17 protein-coding genes are annotated in these 21,552 nt (G+C 45.8%); 7 read left to right on the top strand and 10 right to left on the bottom strand.

The window, feature by feature from the left end; all coding sequences use genetic code 11:
* Positions 1–573 precede the first annotated feature (573 nt).
* Both JK130_RS02000 and hldE read right to left on the bottom strand, forming a co-directional pair.
* Positions 574–1,656 (bottom strand): XrtA/PEP-CTERM system-associated ATPase, encoded by a 1,083-nt coding sequence (locus JK130_RS02000; protein ID WP_218352543.1) that lies wholly within the window; start codon positions 1,654–1,656, stop codon positions 574–576.
* A 103-nt stretch (positions 1,657–1,759) separates the two neighbouring features.
* On the bottom strand, positions 1,760–3,202 hold the full coding sequence (gene hldE / locus JK130_RS01995) for a bifunctional D-glycero-beta-D-manno-heptose-7-phosphate kinase/D-glycero-beta-D-manno-heptose 1-phosphate adenylyltransferase HldE (protein ID WP_218352542.1): 1,443 nt from the start codon (positions 3,200–3,202) through the stop codon (positions 1,760–1,762).
* A gap of 35 nt (positions 3,203–3,237) precedes the next feature.
* Here hldE and JK130_RS01990 point away from each other — a divergent pair, with 35 nt between their 5' ends.
* The gene (locus JK130_RS01990; RefSeq protein WP_218352541.1) at positions 3,238–3,573 is read left to right on the top strand and encodes a GIY-YIG nuclease family protein; all 336 of its coding nucleotides are present in this window, start codon (positions 3,238–3,240) and stop codon (positions 3,571–3,573) included.
* Here JK130_RS01990 and JK130_RS01985 read toward each other — a convergent pair.
* On the bottom strand, positions 3,570–4,481 hold the full coding sequence (locus JK130_RS01985) for a DUF350 domain-containing protein (RefSeq protein ID WP_218352540.1): 912 nt from the start codon (positions 4,479–4,481) through the stop codon (positions 3,570–3,572). The two genes, JK130_RS01990 and JK130_RS01985, sit on opposite strands and share 4 nt — an antisense overlap.
* Positions 4,482–4,605: 124 nt before the next feature.
* On the opposite strand from JK130_RS01985, the gene glnE reads away from it, so the two are divergent.
* Positions 4,606–7,473, top strand: coding sequence for a bifunctional [glutamate--ammonia ligase]-adenylyl-L-tyrosine phosphorylase/[glutamate--ammonia-ligase] adenylyltransferase (gene glnE, locus JK130_RS01980; RefSeq protein WP_218352539.1), 2,868 nt, complete (start codon positions 4,606–4,608; stop codon positions 7,471–7,473).
* Here glnE and JK130_RS01975 read toward each other — a convergent pair.
* From JK130_RS01975 to JK130_RS01945, 7 genes are all read right to left on the bottom strand, one after another.
* Positions 7,470–8,078 carry a TcpQ domain-containing protein gene (locus JK130_RS01975; RefSeq protein ID WP_218352538.1) on the bottom strand — a complete coding sequence of 203 codons (609 nt, stop codon included), beginning with the start codon at positions 8,076–8,078 and terminating at the stop codon, positions 7,470–7,472. The genes glnE and JK130_RS01975 overlap by 4 nt on opposite strands.
* 161 nt (positions 8,079–8,239) lie before the next feature.
* Positions 8,240–9,169, bottom strand: coding sequence for an LpxL/LpxP family Kdo(2)-lipid IV(A) lauroyl/palmitoleoyl acyltransferase (lpxL, locus tag JK130_RS01970; protein ID WP_218352537.1), 930 nt, complete (start codon positions 9,167–9,169; stop codon positions 8,240–8,242).
* 181 nt (positions 9,170–9,350) lie between these two features.
* A complete protein-coding gene (locus JK130_RS01965; RefSeq protein WP_218352536.1) occupies positions 9,351–9,608 on the bottom strand; it encodes a DUF3081 family protein in 258 nt (85 codons plus the stop codon).
* 86 nt (positions 9,609–9,694) lie between these two features.
* Complete coding sequence (locus JK130_RS01960; protein WP_218352535.1) at positions 9,695–10,246, bottom strand: outer membrane beta-barrel protein; 552 nt, start codon at positions 10,244–10,246, stop codon at positions 9,695–9,697.
* A gap of 21 nt (positions 10,247–10,267) precedes the next feature.
* Complete coding sequence (locus tag JK130_RS01955; RefSeq protein WP_218352534.1) at positions 10,268–11,461, bottom strand: hypothetical protein; 1,194 nt, start codon at positions 11,459–11,461, stop codon at positions 10,268–10,270.
* A gap of 4 nt (positions 11,462–11,465) precedes the next feature.
* The gene (locus JK130_RS01950; RefSeq protein WP_218352533.1) at positions 11,466–12,272 is read right to left on the bottom strand and encodes an outer membrane lipoprotein-sorting protein; all 807 of its coding nucleotides are present in this window, start codon (positions 12,270–12,272) and stop codon (positions 11,466–11,468) included.
* Complete coding sequence (locus JK130_RS01945; protein ID WP_218352532.1) at positions 12,250–14,574, bottom strand: efflux RND transporter permease subunit; 2,325 nt, start codon at positions 14,572–14,574, stop codon at positions 12,250–12,252. Before JK130_RS01945 ends, JK130_RS01950 begins: the two co-directional genes overlap by 23 nt.
* A 241-nt stretch (positions 14,575–14,815) precedes the next feature.
* Between JK130_RS01945 and JK130_RS01940 the strand changes: the two genes are divergently transcribed.
* From JK130_RS01940 to JK130_RS01920, 5 genes are all read left to right on the top strand, one after another.
* A complete protein-coding gene (locus tag JK130_RS01940; RefSeq protein ID WP_218352531.1) occupies positions 14,816–17,086 on the top strand; it encodes an acyl-CoA dehydrogenase in 2,271 nt (756 codons plus the stop codon).
* 264 nt (positions 17,087–17,350) lie between these two features.
* Positions 17,351–19,372 (top strand): putative bifunctional diguanylate cyclase/phosphodiesterase, encoded by a 2,022-nt coding sequence (locus JK130_RS01935; RefSeq protein WP_218352530.1) that lies wholly within the window; start codon positions 17,351–17,353, stop codon positions 19,370–19,372.
* A gap of 2 nt (positions 19,373–19,374) precedes the next feature.
* Positions 19,375–19,953, top strand: coding sequence for a thymidine kinase (locus JK130_RS01930; RefSeq protein ID WP_218352529.1), 579 nt, complete (start codon positions 19,375–19,377; stop codon positions 19,951–19,953).
* Positions 19,954–19,956: 3 nt separating this feature from the next.
* Positions 19,957–20,709, top strand: coding sequence for an SDR family oxidoreductase (locus JK130_RS01925; protein ID WP_218352528.1), 753 nt, complete (start codon positions 19,957–19,959; stop codon positions 20,707–20,709).
* 331 nt (positions 20,710–21,040) lie between these two features.
* Positions 21,041–21,550: a GAF domain-containing protein gene (locus JK130_RS01920; RefSeq protein ID WP_218352527.1), complete on the top strand. Its 510-nt coding sequence runs from the start codon at positions 21,041–21,043 to the stop codon at positions 21,548–21,550.
* Positions 21,551–21,552: the final 2 nt, after the last annotated feature.

Here is a 21,552-nt window from a genome sequence, read left to right as displayed (position 1 = left end):
GTCAAATGTATGTCCGGCCAATCCGCCTGAATACTCAGCTAAGACACTGATTATTCTCTAATACCTAATGATTACTTATAGTACCTTCTCATTACTATTTATGGCACAGGTATTGCTTTTGTATTGGTAAGAAGGCAATTAGGATGGTTGTCGGTCTTTGCAAAAGAACATGTGTGGAATTGTGTTTCAAATGGATGCACCTTTTTAGAAATAAAAAGGTGCGTTTTTTTTGGCAAAAAAAAGCGAGCTAAAAGCTCGCTGATGTGTGGAATATGGATTTATTGTTATTATTATTTAAAGCTCGTCCGTTAGCTTCTTTAGCAACTGCATTATGCCACCAAACAATTAGAAATATCCAGTAATTGTCGCACTTTATAACTAATGGCTGAAACTAACCCATTTATTTTAGAAAAAACACCAAATAGACAATTACCTTCCCCTTCTTTTTAAATAAAGTCTGTCCCCGAGCATACCGTAACTGAACTTATTATTTATTTTAATACCTTTAATAAAAATGAAATCCGGTGTTTCTATAAATTATTCCAGCGTCAATAATATGTCGATTCAACTTTATTAATCGTCTTCTTTTAATCGTACATAGGTGCGATACTTTTTCTTCAACAGTTTATCTATATATTGAGTAAGCTTTATTTTATGGCTTATCGCGTCATCAAGGGCATCGACCAGCTCACTTAACATAGCTTTATAGTATTCGGCATCCTGAATTTCGTTGCCGTTGGGTGTCATCAGTTTTTTCTTAGGGCGATGGTTCGAATCAATACCTACGGTAGGCTCGTACTCATCTTCTTCGCCTGCCCCCTGCTCTGCTTCATTTTGTTCGGGCAAAAACATTTCTTCGCTTACTTCACTGATAACCGAATCGACCGCTTTTTCGTCCAGCGTTTCCAGCTCTTCTAAATATCCAAATAATAAGATACGGTCCATCAGGGTATTAATTTTTCGCGGTACGCCCCGGGTAAAGTGGTGGATACGGGCATAGGCTTCTTCAGAAAACAACGCTGAACCGTTCCAGCCGGCATGATGCAGACGAAACTCGATGTATTCTTTGGTTTCTTCAAAAGTCAGTGGTGCCAGGTGGCACGAGGCCACAATACGCTGGCGAAACTGTTCCATGTTAGGCGCACGTAAAATAGGCTGCAGTTCTTCCTGGCCCAGCAAAAAGCTTTGTAACAGGGGCTTACCAAACTCCTGAAAGTTCGACAACATGCGCAGCTCTTCAATAGTTTCCAGAGGCAGGTTTTGTGCTTCATCCACCAGCAGCAAGGCCCGGCGGCCTGTAGCGCTAAGGTCGTACAGGTAAACTTCCAGGGCTTTTAAAATATCCGCTTTGGTTTGACCTGCTACCTCTAAGCCAAACTTAGAGGCGACCATTTTAACCAGCTCGTCAGGACTAAGTTTAGGGGTGACAATGTGCGCCACCATGATGTCGTCTTCAATTTCGGCAACCAGACTATTGGCAATAGTGGTTTTACCTGTGCCTATGTCACCGGTAATGACAATAAAACCTTCGGCCTGCGATAAACCATACTGTAAGTACGACATAGCACGTTTATGCCAGCGACTGGCAAAGAAAAAATCTGGATCTGGCGTTAACTGGAATGGTTTCGAGTCCAGTCCGTAATAGCTTTCATACATGAAAATACCGCTTCAACATCTGACTTACTGCTCAAAAGATACGCTAGCTTAGCCTAAACGCTTACGCTGTGCTACGACCTTTGTGCAGTGAAGAATTTATAGTTTATGATGACGACAACTGCGAATCTTTATTAACAATCTGTTTAATGATTGCGGTGGTCGACACCCCCTCTTCAAAATGCAGTACTTTTACCTGCCCGCCGTTAGCGATGACTTCCTGTCCACCGGCAATGTCTTCTATTTTATAGTCGCCGCCCTTAACCAAAATGTCGGGCAATAACCTGGCGATTAAGCGCTGCGGTGTGTCTTCGCTAAACGGCACTACCCAGTCTACCGCGCCCAGGCCCGCCAGTACCGCCATACGGCGCTGAACATTATTTACCGGCCGACCTGGCCCTTTTAACCGGCTTACCGACGCATCGTCATTAACCGCCACAATCAGCCTGTCGCCCAGTTTGGCGGCAGCTTCTAAATAAGACACATGCCCTGCGTGTAGAATATCAAAACAGCCATTAGTCATAACCACCGTTTCGGCACGCGCTCCTGCTTGTGTTAGTGCCAGAGCCAGTTTGTCTTCGGTTAATACACCCGTATCTTTATGACCATGTTGTTCTTGCAATGCCAGGGCCAGCTCGGTGGCGGTGACCGCCGATGTGCCTAGTTTACCAACCACAATACTGGCTGCAGTATTGGCAAGCACACAGGCATCTTCTAACGAAGAGCCGGAGCCATACGCCAGCGCAAGTGTTGACACCACCGTGTCGCCTGCGCCAGTCACATCAAACACTTCTTTAGCCTTGGCAGGTAAATGAAAACCACCCTGCGAGCTTTGATAAAGCGTCATACCTTCTTCAGAACGGGTTAAAAGTAAGGCTTCTAAACTGAGTTCGTGCTTTAAATCTTGCGCTTGCTGAGTAAGCATAGCTTCGTCATCTGCATCTCCTGCTACCGCAGCAAACTCGGCCATATTGGGTGTAATTAACGAGGCCCCACGATACTTCGCAAAATCTGTGCCTTTTGGATCAACTATTACAACTTTTTGATGCGCCCGCGCCATAGCGATGAATTGCTGAGGTTCACTTAAGCATCCCTTCGCGTAGTCAGATAAAATAACTACGTCGGTGTGCGGCAGTTGCGCTTCAAATTTTTCTAGCAAATACGATTTATCAACCAAGGCAAACGATTGTTCAAAATCAAGACGCAGTAGCTGCTGATTACGGCTCATTACCCGAAGCTTGGTGATGGTTTCTTTGTCAGCAATAGCGGTAAACTGGCAGTCAATATCAAACGACTTCAAACGCTGCTTAAGTATTGTGGCATTTTCATCTTCACCAACCAGTCCCAGTAAGCTAACTTTAGCACCCAGCATAGCGGCGTTAATGGCCACATTAGCGGCCCCACCCGGCCGATCTTCGCTGCTATTTACATTAACCACCGGTACCGGTGCTTCGGGCGAGATGCGCTGGGTACTGCCGCCCCAATAGCGGTCAAGCATCAGATCGCCCACAATCAATACCCGGGTTTTACTGAAATCTGGTAACATCATGGCGTTTTTTTCGACGTAGATAAGTAAAGTTGATAATGAGTATATCAGTCTCAGCACAAAATGAGGATAACCCTACACCTCTGTGGTATGTGTACATCCTCGAAAACCGCTTAGGGCAACTGTATACGGGCGTAACGGTGGATTTAGATCGGCGACTGCGACAACATCGGGGCGAACTTGCCGGAGGCGCAAAAGCGTTAAAAGGCAAAGCCCCGTTGCATTATAGGCTCTCTTTTAAACTGACTACAAAACAAAGTGCTATGCAACTTGAATATGCGATTAAACAGCTCAATAAAGCGCATAAGCTAAGCCTGATAAAAGGCTGCAGAGAACGTTTGCCGCCGCAGCTGGTCGCCCAAATTTTAGGTTAGGATAAAAATTCAAAAACCCCATTTACTATAGTTGCAATACCTACCGCCAGACACAACTCTAAGCAGGCCACCCCGATATTATGTTGTTTGTCGACTTCCTGGCGATAATCCAGGCCCCATAAAATAACCTTTTTACTTAGGTTAACCAGCACATATAAAGCCAGTGATAGCACTACGCTCACAATTAGCCAGCCTGTAACGTTACTGACATAGCCGTCTGGGTGATAATTCAGCAAATGGCGCGCCGAGGCCACAATAAGCGCAGTCCCCAGCAAATTACCAGCGTGCTCAACAGCTAAAGCCAGCTGACCTTTTTGCAAGGCCCCCTGAAACGAGTCATTTTGATTATCCCGGGCGTAACGAACTTCATAAATGCGCGTCATAAACAGCAGTATAATTAATACCACGGTAAAGCCCGTGCAAATAGCAATCAGAGCGTTAACATCGCTGCCATCTACCCATAACACCATGCTTCTTAAAATAATGGCGCTACCGATAAGACTGGCCGCATCAACCAAAGCAATACTGACACTGCGATCATTAATAAGCGCGCGGGTATCGACCCGGTTCAATACCAGCTTATCGTGGGCATAGCGGCCAAACTGCACTAACACAATACCGATAAGACCGAAGGTGATCATTCCCGTAGCAGCAGCTTCGAACCCTTCTCCCACATGCCGACCCACCACCGAGCCTAACACAATACATAATGACAACATGCCGCCGGCAATACTGATGCCGAATGCAAAATTGTCTTTAACGCCCAGTTCATCAGCTACAGAGCTCTTTTTAAACACACCGGCCAGCCATTTCATCACCACCAGTAATACCAGGGCCAGTAGCAGGTCGATGGTCAGATATACCCACAAATCACGCGGCAGCGGTACCAATTTGACCAAAGCTTCCATTTTTTCTCCCTAACTACGGTTTGTAATATCACAAGAGGCTGGAGCCTGTTTGGCGAATATGCCAGACTCCTCACATACTTTACTTTTTTATCGGTGTGCACCGATGGCACATAAGGTGTGTATTATGCCTACGCAATTGCAGAAGAACAGGATTATTGAAGAACAAGGCGCCGTGCATTGGGCGCGTTTTTGTGAGCAGCATGATACCGCCCAGTTAATGTCACATCAGGATGAAATTGTCACCGCATTTGGACGCAGCGAATTTATTGCACGTCAGTGTCTGGCCCATCCTGAGTGGCTGTACGAAATCGTTACCCGGCAGCCCGCAACCGATATCGATCATGCCGCGCAATTAACCCACCTACTTAAGGATATTACCAGCGAAGAGGCGATGCAAAAAGCCATTCGGATGTATCGTAACCAGCATATGCTGCGACTTGCCTGGTACGATCTGCACAATCGGCAAACGATTGAAATATCGTTAGCCGCCACTTCTGAACTTGCCGATGCGTTAATTTATTTCACCTATCAATGGATTTACGACAGTCTGTGCAAGCGCTATGGCACCCCCGACGGCCCTTACGGACCTCAGCCAATGTTGATACTTGCGATGGGCAAGCTGGGCGGAATGGAGCTCAACTTTTCTTCTGACATAGACCTCATATTTTGTTATCCCTATAAAGGCGAAACCCAGGGGGGCAGAAAGTCACTCGAACATCAGCAGTTTTTTAACAAAGTTGCGCAAAAGCTTATTGCCGCGCTGGATAAAGTGACCGTTGATGGCCAGGTGTTTCGGGTCGATATGCGCTTACGTCCGTTTGGCGACAGTGGTCCACTGGTAAGTCACTTTTCTGCCTTTGAAGATTATTATCAGGAGCAGGGTCGCAGCTGGGAGCGCTTTGCGATGATCAAAGCCCGACCAGTAAACCCGCGGGGCGATTACAACGACGAGCTATTACAAATTTTACGCCCTTTTACGTTTCGTCGGTATCTGGATTTCACCACTATTGATGCATTACGTCACATGAAAGGCCTTATAAATCGCGAAATTCGCCGTCGCGGCTTGCGCAATAATATTAAATTGGGTCCGGGGGGCATTCGTGAGGTCGAATTTTTCGCGCAAAGTTTTCAGTTGATTCATGGTGGCCGGGAGCCATTGCTACGCCAGCGTGGGCTTAGACAAACCTTAGAGGCACTGGACGAATTAAACATTGTCGAGTCTGATACTATCGAGATGATTTATCAGAACTATTTGTTTTTGCGTAAGCTAGAGCATACCTTGCAGCAGCTAAACGATGAACAAACCCAAACACTGCCTGACGACGAGAATGACAAAACGGTCGTCGCTGCAGTTATGGGGTTTGAAGATTATGACAGCCTGATTACTGAGCTCAATCATAAAATGAGTGCTATTCATGCTCAGTTTAACGACCTGGTTGAAGAACATCATCAGGCGCACGATGAAACCGACACCTTATTTTCTATTTGTCAGGATGCCTGGCAGGTTGATCTGGCTGCAGACGAATTTATTAACCTGTTTAAGGATTATCTGGATAAAACAGAAAGCGAGCAGGTGTTCAAACGATTAACAGATTTTCGAACCAAACTTCGTCAGTTTCGGTTAGGTGAGCGTGGTGGCAGTACTCTGGATGGGTTGATGCCCGAATTATTACACACCCTGGTAGAAGCACACCCCGACCGTATTGAGCAGGTTATGCGCCGGGTATTAAGTGTGATTAAAGCTATCACGGGCCGCACCACCTATTTGAACTTACTGCTCGAAAATTTGAATGTATTAAAGCAGCTGGTAAAACTGTGTGAACGCAGCGAGTGGATTGCCATACAGATAAAACGGTTTCCGTTGTTGCTGGATGAGCTACTTACACCCTTGTATTTAGAGCAGCAAAATACCAGTTCGGCTGATAGCCTGCGCGAATATCAGGACGAATTGCGCCAGCTTTTGTTACGGGTTGACCCCGACGATGTTGAACTTACCATGGACATTTGTCGTCAGTTTAAGCTGTGTCAGCAACTGCGCATTGCCGCCTCTGACATTAATGGGTCGCTGCCTATTAATAAAGTGAGTGATAAACTGACAATGCTGGCCGAAGCAATTTTAAATTCGGTGATTCGTTACGCCTGGCAACAGGTTGCCCTGCGCTACGGTCAACCTGAACACTTAGACGACAATAATCTGGGCTTTGCCGTTGTGGGCTACGGCAAGCTGGGCGGATACGAGCTGGGCTATGGTTCTGACTTAGATTTAGTGTTTTTACATAACGCCCCACGCGATGCCCAAACCAACGGCAAGCGCCAAGTCAGCGCGCAGCAGTTTTATATAAAACTGGCCCAACGTATTATGCATTTTCTTAACACGACTACCTTGTTTGGTCAGCTCTATGAAACCGATCTGCGGCTTCGTCCTTCTGGCTCTGCCGGCTTGCTATGTTGTCATATCGACGGCTTTGAGACCTATCAGCGCGACGAAGCCTGGACCTGGGAGCATCAGGCATTGGTCAGAGCGCGTGGAGTAGCCGGCGACGCTGGTTTGTTGTCACACTTTGATGTGGTGCGCCAGCAAATTCTGACCCAACAGCGCCCCCTCCCCTCGCTAATTAGTGATGTTACGTCGATGCGTGAAAAAATGCGCACTCACCTTGAGCATCAGCGCGAAGAAGGCGTAGATTTGAAACAATGCGCAGGCGGGATCACAGACGTCGAATTTGTGACCCAGTATCTGGTGCTAGGCTACAGTCATCGGTTTGAGCGGCTAATTAGTCATACCGATAATCTCAGCATTTTAGATACCGCCAGAGACCATGGGGTTATCAGCGCCGATGTTTGTGAACAATTACAGCAAGCTTATCTTAAATTGCGCGATCATTATCATCAATTGACCCTGGCTGATGACAAATACGCCCAAAGTACAGACTCCCTTGATGAACTGCGCCACTGGGTAAGAAGCGCATGGCAGAAAATATTATCGATTTAATTTACTTTTGAGCACTTTTTATCTAAAAAACCGGTGGCTTGTGCGGTAACCACCAGCGCCCGCTGATCGGGGCACACATAAGTATGAACATCGCCAGCAAAGTTGCTGTTCACGGCGCTGGCAATTTGAGTTAACGAGCCCACTAACGTGTCATCAACCTGAAACTGATGCTTAATCACAAAGTCCTGTTTTAGATCCCATATTACCTGCATGCCTTCTTTTTCAGCATAATCAGAGATGGCTTGTCGCAATGTACTTCCGGCTTTAAAGCTTCGGAATTTGTGCTCGCCCACCCAGGCATCGTTTACCGGCCGACGTTCGCTGCCACGGTTTTCCAGCTGTTTGTCTAACCCACCCTCGGCTTGTTCTACCTCAATCACAAATTCAGATGATGTCTCGCTGCCTGCATTTGAAGCTGACTGCCGAAAGTCGCGATAAAACTCGCTTAATCCTTTAGACACCGATTTTTTAGGTTGTTCTTGCTGACTCTCGGTTTCAGCGCCATCCTGAAAATAAATAAGTAAGCCCGCAACCACAATCAAAGCTATAGCCAGACCAATTTGTTTGGCCCAAAACGCGGTACCTGAATAACCTTTTGATGCCATAGTTGTTATTTGAACCTCGCCGTATTGGTAAACCACGCTTACAAACTTACTTGTGAACCTGTTTTTTTACTTTATTTTAAACAGATTATTTGCCTGAGTAGCAAAAAATTTTTGCTATCGCACTAGCACAGCGCTTGTAAAAACCCAGACACCGCGTTAAATCAGCCATCATACAAAGACGGATCGGATTCATTAGGGCGGGTTTTAAAACGTTTGTGCATCCATAAATAGCTTTCGGGCTGCTCGGCAACTATATCGGCTACCTGCGCATTAAGATGAGTAAGTGCTTCATAAGATTCCATATCGGCCAGCTCGGGCATAGGCGGATATATCTTCACCTTGTACCCTTTAGCCGTGTAATGTGAGGTGAAAATCATGGGAGTGCAATTGGCCCGCCGGGCAAACATAAGGGTTGCGGTAGAGGTCGCGGTTTCTTTCACTCCGCCAAAAGGCACAAAAATACTCTGACTTTTGCCGTAATCCTGATCGGGCAGATACAAACACAACTCCTGATTGTCCAGCGCCTGAATTAATGCTTTGGCGTTGCGTTTATGAATCATGTATTTGTTTGAGCGCGCCCGGCCATGGTACTGCAGATAATCTATCAACGGATTATTGTGTTTACGATAAAACGCTATAGCAGGATGGGTATACCCTAAACCCCGACAGGCAAACTCCAGGTTCATGTTGTGCAATGCCAGCCCAAACACCCCTTTACCCTGCGCAACTGCCGTCTGCACATGCTCGTATCCCTCAATCTCAAAACAGCGTTTGATACGCCATCCTGGCCACCACCAGCCCATGGCCGTTTCAAACAGCGCCATGCCGGCACGGCGTAAATTTTCATCCGCCAGCGTTTTTACACGTTCTTCGCTTAACTGCGGGTAAGTTAACGCTATATTACGTTTAGCGACTTTTACGCGCTTGGGAACAATTAATCCAATTAAGCGTCCTGTAACCGAACCAATACTGCGAATAACGGGCAGAGGTAACCAGGTAATTGCATACAATACTAATACGCCAACCCATATTAACCAGTATCTGGGCGCTAAAAAGGCCAGTTTGAATGAAGGAGCTGTGATAGCAGACAAAAGTGTGTTCCGGGTAACTATTTGGGGGCTATTGTAACGGCAGTTGGCCCGGATACCAATTATTGAATATCAGTCACCGGTATACACCGTCAAAATGCAGAGTGGGTATTCGACGACGCGCAAAAAATAAGGAAAACAAAAAAGCCCCGATAAGTCGGGGCTTTTCAGAATTGAGATCTGCTTAGTATTCTTTATCAATTTCTTTGAGTTTTTTCTCAAAGCTTTCAATATCATCTTTCGACTCATAGTCGTAATGATACTGGTTATGAAATCCGTATTGCAGCTTTACTTTTGGATCTTCAACATAAAGAGTATAGCCATCCATATCAGTAAAAGCAGTTATGCCATTTAACAAATAACGATCATCTTTTTTTTCGCCAAACTGGCGAATTTTATCAAACACCTGCAACAAAAATTTATTGTCCAACTCGTTTCTCATAAATATCAGCACCCTTTGCTTGCTTTGCCTATTTATACCGATTTTGTTGCAAGTTGGTTTACTTCATTGCTATATCAGACAGTCAATCAGTTGAAGTTGTAACGAAAACCTAAACTCACTATATTCACTTCTAAGTCGTCTTCGCCGCGAACATAGTCATATTCAAATCTAAGCATGCTATTCAGGCCCAGGTGATAGTCAAACCCTAAGCCGGCCATTGCAGCGAACACGCTTTCGTCGTACTGACACTGCCCCACCTGAACATTGTTATATTCACAACTACCCGACTCTGCTAATGCAAAACTACCGGTAATATCAGCGCGCATTACGCCAAGTTTGTAAAACAATTCACCCTGGGGTCCGCTTGCTTTGCCCAATAGCGCCAGATAAAGAGCATCGGCTTTGGCTCCCGCCTCTTCCTCAAAATCATCAAAAAGCCGCTTATAGCCGCCTTCAACATACCACTGAGACGCTATCTGATGACCCAGCCCTACATGAAAGGCCCCCCCGCGTAGCTCATTCTGGCTAAATTTTGCATCGCTGTAACCTGCCCCAATAACGCCATACATTTTTTCCGTCGCCTGCGCACTTGTGCTCAGGCAGGCGGCGGCTAGCACGCCTGTCCATAGTTGTTTCATTTACATCACATCACTTTAGAATTAAAAGAAGTATTCCAGGGTTACCTGAAGGTGGTCATCACGACGTATAGTATTAAGCGTTCCGGGAACATCTGATGAAAAAAAGTAAGCGTCCAGTTTCCAGCGCCAGTTGTCGGTCATTCGGCTTGACGCTTCTACAAAGCCGCTGTAGGTATCTGTGTTATCCAAATCCTGAATGTAGCCAGCCAGCAGTTCGGTGCCATCGATATCATTTAATGTCCAGCGGGCCCCAAACATCAGGTCGTTCTGACCTATGGCGAAAAAGTTATTTTCACGCTCGTCGTACTGGTACTCCATCAACAAGCCAAGGTCGTAGTTGGTATCAAATATCCCTACGGTAGTGCGCTCAAAACCCAGAACCGCAGCACCAAAATCTTCAGACTGACCTGAGCGGTAAATACCTTCAAATTTTAATAGCCACGCACCCTGTACTTTTAGTACATCTAAACCGACCTGTTCAATTTGCGCATAATACGGAAAAATATGCGCGTTCAGGTTGTCTTCAAAATTAACCTGCAGCTCAGGCTCACGGGTGGTACCGTTAAAATACGACAACCCTAATTCCCACTGCCCCATACTGTTTTGATAGCGCAGGGCATAATCAATGTGACGTTGCTCAGAGTCTGACTCATACACCGCCCGATCGTTTTCAATGGGTAATCCCGGCCGCAGACGACCATCCTGCCCACTAAAGGTACGTTCACGAAAATACGGCAACACAAACGCCGACACCGTACCCCAGTCGCCGTAGGTGGTAAAATTAACCATAGGCTGACCCAGTTTTTCTTCGCCATCGAATTGGTCAACAGTGTCGGTCTGATTGATAATATCAACAAGGTGCAAAGATTCAGTTTGCCCCCAGAAAACCTTTCCCACGCCCACGCGCGATTCCCACTCATCGGCTACGTGCAACCACTGAAATTCACGCATATCGACGTGGGTACGATTGCTGTCGCGTTGATCTAAACGGGCATAGGGCTTAACCAGCAGGCTGTCATCACCGCTGTTCCATTGCGTATAGAATTCAGGCTCCAGCGCAAGCGATACCTGACTGCGGGGCTGGCCCGGATACAACGCATCTTGCAAAAAGTAGCGCCCCTCAACCGAAGCGCTACCACCAATCTCAATTTCTGCCTGAGCAGAGAGCGCGGTTGTTGCCAGTGCCGCTGCGGCCAGAATATATGCATTACTCATAGATTTATCGTGCTCTGCGTAAGCTGTTTTTATCAAAGTCAGATTCGTCTAACTCTTGACCAAACTCTAAAGAGTTAGTGCTAAGCTCGGTCGATTTTCCGGTTTGAAGGTTATACATATAACTACGATACGGACGCCAGAATTGCTTACCGTTCACCTCGTGGGCCTGGTAGTCTTCAAATTCCAGCGTTTTTAACGGATCGTTTTTACGGTCAAAAAATTCGACTTTGCGCACCCTGTAATGTTCCTGATCTATCCAGACAATCTGTTTTGAATAGCCTGAAAACTCGTCTTCAGGGGTTTGCTCGATAACAAAAACCTTTTCGCCGTTGTATTTGTCTTCGCGCAAAAACTCATAGCTGAATTTTTCAACCTCAAATGAAGTCATGTCTTCAAAGGCAAACTCACTGCTCATAAACGGGCCCGACTTATTGCGCGAAGCGATTCGTTTTACCCGTTTAATAGCAGGAAGATAAATCCATTGTTCGTCAGGCTCCATTGCATGAGAGAAGCTTAAAAAAGCCGTACCTGCGACATCACGAGGCGAATCAAAAACAGTTAACGCTTTATCACCGTCGTCCTGCATTTCAAGACTGCTCACACGCATTTCGCGAGTGGCTTCCTGGCCTTGGGCGTTGCGTAATATCATGGTCATATTTGCTACGCTGTTGTCCCAGCCTGTGTCTCGGGCTTTACGTTCTTTAGCAATTTCCAACCCTTTTTCAACCGCGTCGTCTTTTGCCTGAATGCCCGTACTTATTGCCAGTAAACCAGCAAACCAAATCAGACTAATTTTTTTCACGTAATTCATCTTCGTTACCTCTGGAGTTACGTTTGTCTTTATCCAGCCACATCAAAAATGCCGGTAAGAACAACAAATCGACAATCAATGCAGCCACAATAATAATTACTGTTAACGCTCCCATATCAGAATTGAGCCTGAAATCAGAAAGCATTAAAATTCCAAAACCCGCGGCTAATACAGCGGTGGTCGTTACCAACGCCTGCCCTACTGTGGTAAAGGTATATATAACCGCCTCGTTTACCTCTTTACCCATTTTTCGGGCAAGTTGGTATTTAGACAGAAAGTGTACCGTATCATCAACAATAATGCCCATGGTCATACTTAATACCACAGAAAGCGCCATATTGATTTGACCCGACAACACTCCCCAAACCCCAAAGCCAATCGCCGCAGGTATCAGGTTTGTCAGTAAGCTTACCAAACCCAGGCGCCACGAGCGCAGTGCAATAATAATCAACCCGCTGATTAGGATCAAAGCCAGTATCGTGCCCCACACCATGCTTTGCATATTGCGAGCGCCGATATGAGCAAACATCAATGGTGGGCTGGCGGCCTCTAAACGCAAATTGGGTGCCAGTTCAGCAAACCAGCTTCGGGCTCTGTCTTCAAAAGCGGTGAATTCATTGCTACCTAAGTTGTCCAGCACCGCCACAATTCTTACCGCTGATTTATTAATGTCTATTTGGTTGTTTAAATCCAGGCCATACGGCAAAGACATTTCATACAACAACAAATATTGCGAAGCGGTTTCTTTATTTTCAGGCAGCTTATAATAGGCTGGGTCATCATTATTCATGTTCATGTTCAGCCGCTTCATAGTATCGGAAAAACTGGTGACATGATGAACCTCAGGTTGTTCGTTTAGCCACTGGGTTAAAGCAGCCACTTTATCAAGGACTTGCGGGTCATTTACGCCGTACTCTTCATCAGTGTAGATAACAAAGTCGATATTAGACATACCGCCCATCGTCTCTTCCTGAACATTTACCGCCTGGCGAAACGTGCTGGCCTGACCAAAATATTTTACAGCGATATCGTTTAATTCGTTATTGCCCGCAAAAAACAACGAGCCAACCACCACTACCAGAGAAACAGGTAAAATGCGTTTATACCGCAGGCAAACCCAGTCACCGGCACGCTCAAAACGACTGCTGCTTTCTTTTTTAGTGGCTGGCACCCGCATAGGCACCAAATTTAAAATAACGGGTAACACTGTGAGCGAAAACAGACACGCAAGCATTACGCCTACCGCTGTCATATTGCCCAGGTCAGCAAGAATGGGCACCGCCGAAAAATTAAGCATAAGAAACCCGATGGCGGTGGTTACACTGGTGATGACAATAGGCTTGGTGTTCACTTTCAAGCTTTCTGTTAAAGCTTCGTGCTTGGCCATCCCCTGTCGGGCAAACTGCCTGAAACTCACAATAACGTGAATACAATCAGCGACAGCCAGCGTCATCACCATGGTAGGTACATTAACCGTGGCGGTACTTAAAAACAGGCCCGCCCAGCCCGCTAATCCCATCGTTACCGCAATACACGATGCCACAATAACCAAAGTTGCCAGTGCTGATACAATTGAGCGAGTCAGCAGGGCAATCATCAGTGTAATAACCACAAACATGGCCGGAATAAGTGTCTGAGCGTCATTCTGAGCGGCAACGGCAAACGCATCATTCATAATAACCATACCGGTAAGGTAGATATCATGCTCAGGGTATTGCTCTTCGTATTTCTGCTCGAGGCTTCGGGCAAAATCGGCAATTTCAATCACTTCTTTGGTCTGGTCGCCATCTGGTAACTGAATGGTGGCATTAACAATCGCCACCTCGCCGCGTCGGGATACCAGGCGCCCATCAACTTCGGGCGTGCTTTTTACAACATCTTTTACCCACTGTATGTGCGACCTTGTATATTGGCCTTCATTAATCAGGTCGGTAACGACTAGGTCGTCATCTTCAGCGTAGGTGTGCTGATAATTGGAAACCGACTCTATACGGGTAGATAGCGGCAGTTGCCAGGCATCTTCGGTAAGGTTGTGAATAAGCTCAAAGGTATCCTGCTGATAGACATTCTGGCTTTTTGGCACCACCAAAAACGAGACATTTTCACTTTTGTTAAAAATGTTCTGCATGTCTTCAAAGGCTTTGCGCTGAGGATTATCAGGTTCAAAAAATACCTTGTAGTCTCCCCTGAAATACAATTGGGATGCACCCGTGGCAGTAACGGCGCACAGTGCGACAAACAATAACAGTGCAAATTTTGGTGAATGCAGACACCATTTCATCCAGCCTGGAAGCTTTTGCATTGACGACCCATACCTTTATATCCGGTTTACGACTTACATAGTGTATCGGCAAACACCCCCTGTTTGTAAGCCATACATAGGTTTTAATTCTCATTCAGAGGTATTCCCGGGCGCTACACCTGCCTTTAAAAGTTTACATTTTTGTTAGATAAGACGTAAAACCGCGTTGCTAATTTGATCTTTACATTCATTGATGTACTATTAACCCATGCAACTGGTCAGATGAGCGGATGAGTAACCCATGAGTATTAGAACAAGCCTGAAAAAAGTTTTACCCCCTATTTCAATTACCGAGCAAGAAGCACTGGATGCCGGTGATATTTGGATTGAATCGTCAATTTATCGTGGCCAACCCGATATGGCAGCCCTGCGGGCCGTGCCTAAGACACAACTTAGCGCTGACGAACAAGCCTTTATGGACGGGCCGGTGCAAGAGTTGCTAGAAATGGTTGACGACTTTGCGTTGTCTAACGACAAACATATTCCAAAAGACATCATCGACTTTTTGGGCAAAAATCGTTTCTTTTCTATGATTATTCCAAAGAAATTTGGTGGTCTTGAATTTAGTCCTTATGCCAACTCTACGGTGGTCGCTACTATTGCCGCAAAAAGCGGCGCCATTGCGGTTACCGTTATGGTGCCTAACTCTTTAGGCCCTGGTGAGTTACTGATGCACTATGGCACCACCGCGCAACAAGACTACTGGTTGCCGCGTCTTGCCGTGGGTACGGATATTCCCTGCTTTGCTTTGACCAGCCCAGAAGCTGGGTCTGATGCAGGCGGCATTCCTGATGCTGCTATTGTCACTAAAGGTCAGTTTAATGGCGAAGAAGTTCTGGGTTTGTCGGTAAGCTGGGACAAGCGCTATATTACCCTGGCTCCTATTGCGACCGTTTTAGGGCTGGCCTTTAAAGTCTTTGACCCTGAAGGTTTGCTAGGCGACAAAGTTGAGCTGGGTATTACCTGTGCGCTGCTTCCAAAAGATCACGAAGGTGTTGAGCTGGGTAACCGCCACGACCCCATGGGTCAGCGTTTTTATAATGGTACTACGCGCGGTCAAGATGTTTTCATTCCGATGGACTTTATTATCGGTGGCCAAAAAAACATTGGTCGCGGCTGGCAGATGCTGGTGAGCTGTCTGGGTGCGGGTCGTGGTATTTCATTACCGGCTATGGGTGTGGCCACCGCTCAAACCGCCTTTAAAGGGGTGGCAGAATACAGCTTTGTACGTGAGCAGTTTGGTTTGCCTATTGGTCGTTTTGAAGGCATTCAGGATAAACTGGCAGATATTGCCGGCAAGACCTTTTTGCTCGAATCAATGCGGGTATTAACTACCGAAGGGCTGAGCATGGGCCTGAAACCTTCTGTGGTCACTGCGATTGCTAAGTATCATATGACTGAGCTAGGTCGTGACGTGCTTAATTCGGCCATGGATATTCAGGCGGGTAAAGCCATTCAACGTGGCCCTCAAAATACTCTGGCAGGCGGCTATAGCGCGTTACCTATCGCGATTACCGTGGAAGGTGCCAACATTTTAACCCGTAATCTGATGATATTTGGTCAGGGCGCGATGCGCTGTCATCCACACCTGAAAGAGATGGTTGACCTTATTCACAGCGATGATAGCAGCGCCGATGATGAGTTTAATGCAGTACTGCGTAAAACCATCAAATTTAGTGTTAAAAATGGTGTGCGAAGCGTTGCCAAAAGCTACTTACCTTTTGCCCGTGAAGCCGAATCTGCCTTGCCTGAAGTACGCCCTTACGAAAAACGGATTAATGCATTGTCTGCCAAGCTGGCGCCGTTAGCCGACTTGTCGCTGGCAGTCTTGGGTGGCGATTTGAAAAAAGCGGAGCTGCTGTCAGCCCGTCTGGGTGATGTTATGAGCTACCTGTATGCAGCAATGGCGGCGATTCGTTTTTACGAGCAACGTATAGAAGAACGTCAGCTGGCTAAGCCGTATTTTGACTATGCAATTCAGTGGTCGTTGATACAAGCCGAAAAAGCCATTGTTGATTTTATCAATAACTTTCCAAATACGCCCACCCGTGGTTTGATGCGGGTAATGACAAATACATACAGCAACAGCGTTAACAGTATTTCAGATAAACTGGTAACTGAGCTGGCTCAGGCGTCTATGCAGGACACCAGTGTCAAAGCGCAGCTTACGCATTTGGTTCGGGTTGTAAAAGGCGATGGTAACGATATCAACGAACAAGCATTTAAAGCCAAACATGCGGTATCGCATTTGTTAGGCAAGGTACAAAAAGCGTTGCGTAAAGAACCGGTCGTGCCATTTATTTCGTTTGAAAATGCGCTTAATAAGCTGCAACAAAAGAATGTGATTAATTCTGAAGAAGCCGCCCTGCTGCATGATTATAACGAAAAACGAAAACTGGCCGTTCGGGTAGATGAGTTCACGTTTGATCTTGAACTTTTAAGCCCTGACGAAACGGTTCCCGGTACGCCTGAATACCGTGAAGCGCCAGCAAAAGATAAAGATGCAGCGTAAATATCATTAGACTTTTAAAAAGCGGCATAATGCCGCTTTTTTTATACCCTTGTATAATCAATACACAAAGCCGTATTGGCTATTTGTCCCGCCTGAACTATGTTTAATTCAGCATTATGCGAATTACACATTATGTTAGCGCTCTGGTAGTTCGCTCCTTGTTTTTGGACCTTAGGACGCGTTTCACCCTACATCTTTTATCGTGACTCAAACGTGCCGGCTGTCCAGCTTTCAATATGTGATTAAAAAGGCTGTGCAAATATTTTGTTGTCAAAATTCCTTACTTATAAAAATCAATCTCCTGACGTCAGCAGCGATGCGGTCAATATGCTTTATGCTAACCTAAATCGTGGTGCCATTATTACCATGGTTGCCTTTACCGGGCTGGTATTTGGGTTTAGCGATGCGTCGGCTATTGTACAAAGTAAGTTGGTGCTTTGGAGCCTGATGATAATAGTGTCGCTGGGCCGCGTTGTTGATGGATTTTACTGGCGTTCAAAGTTCTCCCTGAAAAGCTCTGCAAAAGAGGGGTTTGTGCGGTTTGCTTTGGGCAATATTTTAACCGGTACAATCTGGAGTCTTTATGCAGTATTGATTTATCAGCAGATGGATTTGCTGGAGTTGGCAAGTACTATGGTAGTTTTATCGGCAATGGCCGGCGGCGCAGCGACAATATTGGCGCCCAGTAAGGCGTTATCCAGTTTTTACTCTACAATGCTTCTTGTCCCACTTTCTATATTAGCGTTAATCGATCCCACCCAGGAATATCGGGTATTGGGATTTTTAGGCGTGGCATTTTGGTTAGCCATGCTTTCCAGCACAGCGCAGTCAACTTCCTTTTTATTACAGGTATTAAGTTTAAAAGAGCGCAACGCCAACCTTTTAAGTGACATGCAAAGAAAGCAGACTGAAATTGAACAGGCAAATGAAGCCTTGCGCCAAGCGAACATTCAGTTAGATGATAACAACACCAATCTTGAATATGAGGTTAACAAGCGTACCGAAGAATTGTTTGAATTGTCTAACCGGGATGTACTGACCGGTTTGTTAAATCGCACTGGCTTAAAAAGCTTTTTACACACCGCCCTGGCTGACGCAAATGAAAATAACACCACGTTTGCTATATTGTTTATTGATTTAGACGGCTTTAAAAAAGTGAATGATGCACTGGGTCATACCATTGGCGACTCGGTATTAGAAACCATGGCTTACCGGTTAAACAAATTTTGTAAGTTACCAGGGTTAGCGCGCTGGGGGGGCGATGAATTTATACTGGTGCTCGAAGATGTTACTGAAACAGACGCATTAGCACTGGCTAATTCGCTGCGCGCAAAAGTCAGTGAGCCGATGAGGGTACAGCGTAACAATATTGCATTAGATGCCACTATGGGCATTGCTATGTACCCGGCCCATGCTGAAGAAGCGCATTCGCTTATTGAGTTGGCCGATTTTGCCATGTACCAACAAAAACGGAGTCAGCGCGGCGCTGTATGTGTATTTCGTCACGAAACTTATCAAGTGGTTCGCCAGGAGGAGTCTCGACTTGAAGGTCTTTCAAAAGCAATTGATAACAGGCAATTAAGCGTGGTATACCAGCCTATTGTCGATGCGAATACCCATAGTCTGGTCAGTGTAGAAGCGTTGCTGCGGTGGCATTTTAACGGTGAAACAATATCGCCGGTAGTGTTTATTCCACTGGCAGAAAAAAGTGGTTTAATAAATGCGCTGGGGCTATGGGTGCTAGAGCAGGCGTGTATTGAAGTTCAACAGGCTAATATAAATCACACCCATGCGTTGTCAGTGAATGTATCGGTATTACAGTTACTAGACGACAACTTTATCGCCGATATTGACCGGGTTTTAACCTCTACCGGATTTCCTGCCAAACGTTTGCACCTGGAGATCACCGAATCGGCCTTTGCCGAAGACCGTAATGCAATAGCCCAGATTGTGGCCGCATTAAAAGACCGAGACATTCAAATTTCAATTGACGATTTTGGCACCGGATTTTCTTCATTAAGTCAGTTACAATTACTTAGCTTTGATAGCATCAAAATTGATAAGTCTTTTGTAATGAGCATGACCTCATCAAATCAGGCGATAGTACGCGCTACCTTGATGATTGCGGGCGAGTTTGGCTGCCGAACAATTGCTGAAGGTGTTGAAACCTTAGAGCAGGCGCACCAACTGCAGCATATGGGTGTGAGTCATTTACAGGGATATCATTTTGCAAAACCTATGTCAGTATCGCATCTGACAGACTGGCTTACCCAACAAGAAAAGTAATTATGGCCCAGCTTTATTTTTATTATTCGGCAATGAACGCCGGAAAATCGACCTCGTTGTTACAATCAGCCTACAACTATCGCGAACGCGGCATGAATGCCGTTATTTTTACCGCCGCTTTAGATGACCGCTATGGTGTCGGTAAAGTGGCTTCTCGAATAGGCCTGCAAGCCGATGCCGAGCTATATAATGACCAGGACGATATGTATGCACATATCTTTAAAAAACATCAACACCAGCCCCTGCATTCGGTATTTATTGATGAAGCGCAGTTTTTAACCAAGACCCAGGTACGGCAGTTGGTTGAGGTGGTTGACCAACTGGATATTCCGGTATTGGCCTACGGTCTACGCACCGACTTTTTGGGTGAAACTTTTGAAGGCAGTCACTATCTACTCGCCTGGGCTGACAAACTTGCTGAGCTTAAAACAGTATGCCATTGTGGACGCAAAGCCAGCTTTGTGGTCAGACTTGACGACAATGGTAACGCGGTTACCTGTGGCGATCAGGTTCAAATTGGCGGCAACGACCGTTACGAATCAATGTGCCGAAAGCACTTCAAGCAACTTGTCTGGGACTAATTAATGCCATTTCGTCGCAACATACTTATTACAGGCGCCAGTTCAGGTTTAGGCCGGGGCATGGCGTTGGAATTTGCTAAAAGCGGACACAACCTGGCCCTTTGCGCCCGTCGTGAAGAACATTTGCTCTCTTTAAAACAAGAGTGTCACGCTATAGACCGAACGTTAAAAATCAGTATTCATACGTTGGATGTGAATGACCACGATGCGGTTTTTGACACCTTCAAAACCTTTGCCAAAGAGTTCAGTACGCTGGATAGAATTATCATCAACGCTGGTATGGGCAAAGGGGCTTCTATTGGCACCGGTCATTTTGAGGCGAATAAAGCCACGGCTTCGACCAACTTTCTGGCAGCTTTAGCACAATGCGAAGCCGCTATGGAAATTTTTCGAAAACAAAATCACGGCCACCTGGTAACGATTTCTTCTATCAGTGGCTTACGCGGTTTTCGCCGAGCTCTGACAGTCTATGCTGCCACAAAAGCGGCCTTGTCCTCATTATCTGAAGGCATCAGAATTGATGTGTTAAACACGCCCATAAAGGTAACCACTGTGCACCCTGGATTTATTCGCTCTGCGATAAACGAAAAAGTTAAGAGTGCTCCGTTTATGGTAGATACTGAAACCGGGTGTCGTGCGTTAGTAAAAGCAATACAACGCGAGCCCGCCAATTCGTATGTTCCGGCATGGCCCTGGGCGGTTGTCCGCCATATTTTAAAAGTAGCGCCGCTGTCATGGCTGGCCCGAATGAGCTAAAACTTCTTTTTTAGATAGCCCAACTGTCACCCCCCCTACTGGCTTTAAAGCCTTTGACAATAGCGAGTGCAGTTTACTGAAGATATTCAGTACGATTTTTATACGTCTGGCTATTTAAATTAAAGCGCTTGAGTATTTTTACACTCCTAACTCTTGTTAAAAAGTCACGAGCTCGGGCAAAAGCAAAATGCCGACTGCGCGTTGTCACTATAAAAAGTAGACTAATGGATAACGTTCTTTGAATAACAGAACTGCTAGGATGGTAAGAATCACGATCAATTTTTTTTCGTCAATCCGGACATAAGAAACGGGTCATTGCTGGCAATAAAAAATGTTACTTATAGAAAATTCAGTTGACCCCTTCACCTCGCTGACTCTGGCCTTGAGCCGCAATACGTTGTCTAATACTGACAAACATATCGCTATTTGTCGCGCGGTGAAAGCGGTTGTCTCCAATGCTAACCGGGTAAGTTTGTGGAAATTCAATCCTCAGCGAACCGGGTTAAATTGCTTAATTTTACAGGATAATAACGAAATTATTATTCCTGATGGCGTGAATTTGTCTTCAGATGATTTTCCTGACTATTTTGATGCTATTTTACAAAATCAGTGGGTGATTGCCTCTGACGCCCGAACGCACCCTGACACACAATGTTTTAATGAGTTGTACTTTAAACCTAACAACATTCATTCACTGCTAGACTTTGTTTTTCAAGACTACTTTAAAGCGGTGGGCGTGATTTGCTGCGAAGCAACCGGCGAAGCTGTGCAGTGGAGCAATCAGGATATTGCGGGCTTAAAACGCATTGCAGGTATAACCTCAATGTTTTTCAAAGAATAACT

Source organism: Alteromonas lipotrueiana (assembly GCF_019249245.1).
Lineage (GTDB): Bacteria > Pseudomonadota > Gammaproteobacteria > Enterobacterales > Alteromonadaceae > Alteromonas > Alteromonas lipotrueiana.
Note: the sequence above shows the minus strand (reverse complement) of the source record. Positions and strands in the feature narration are given on the sequence as shown.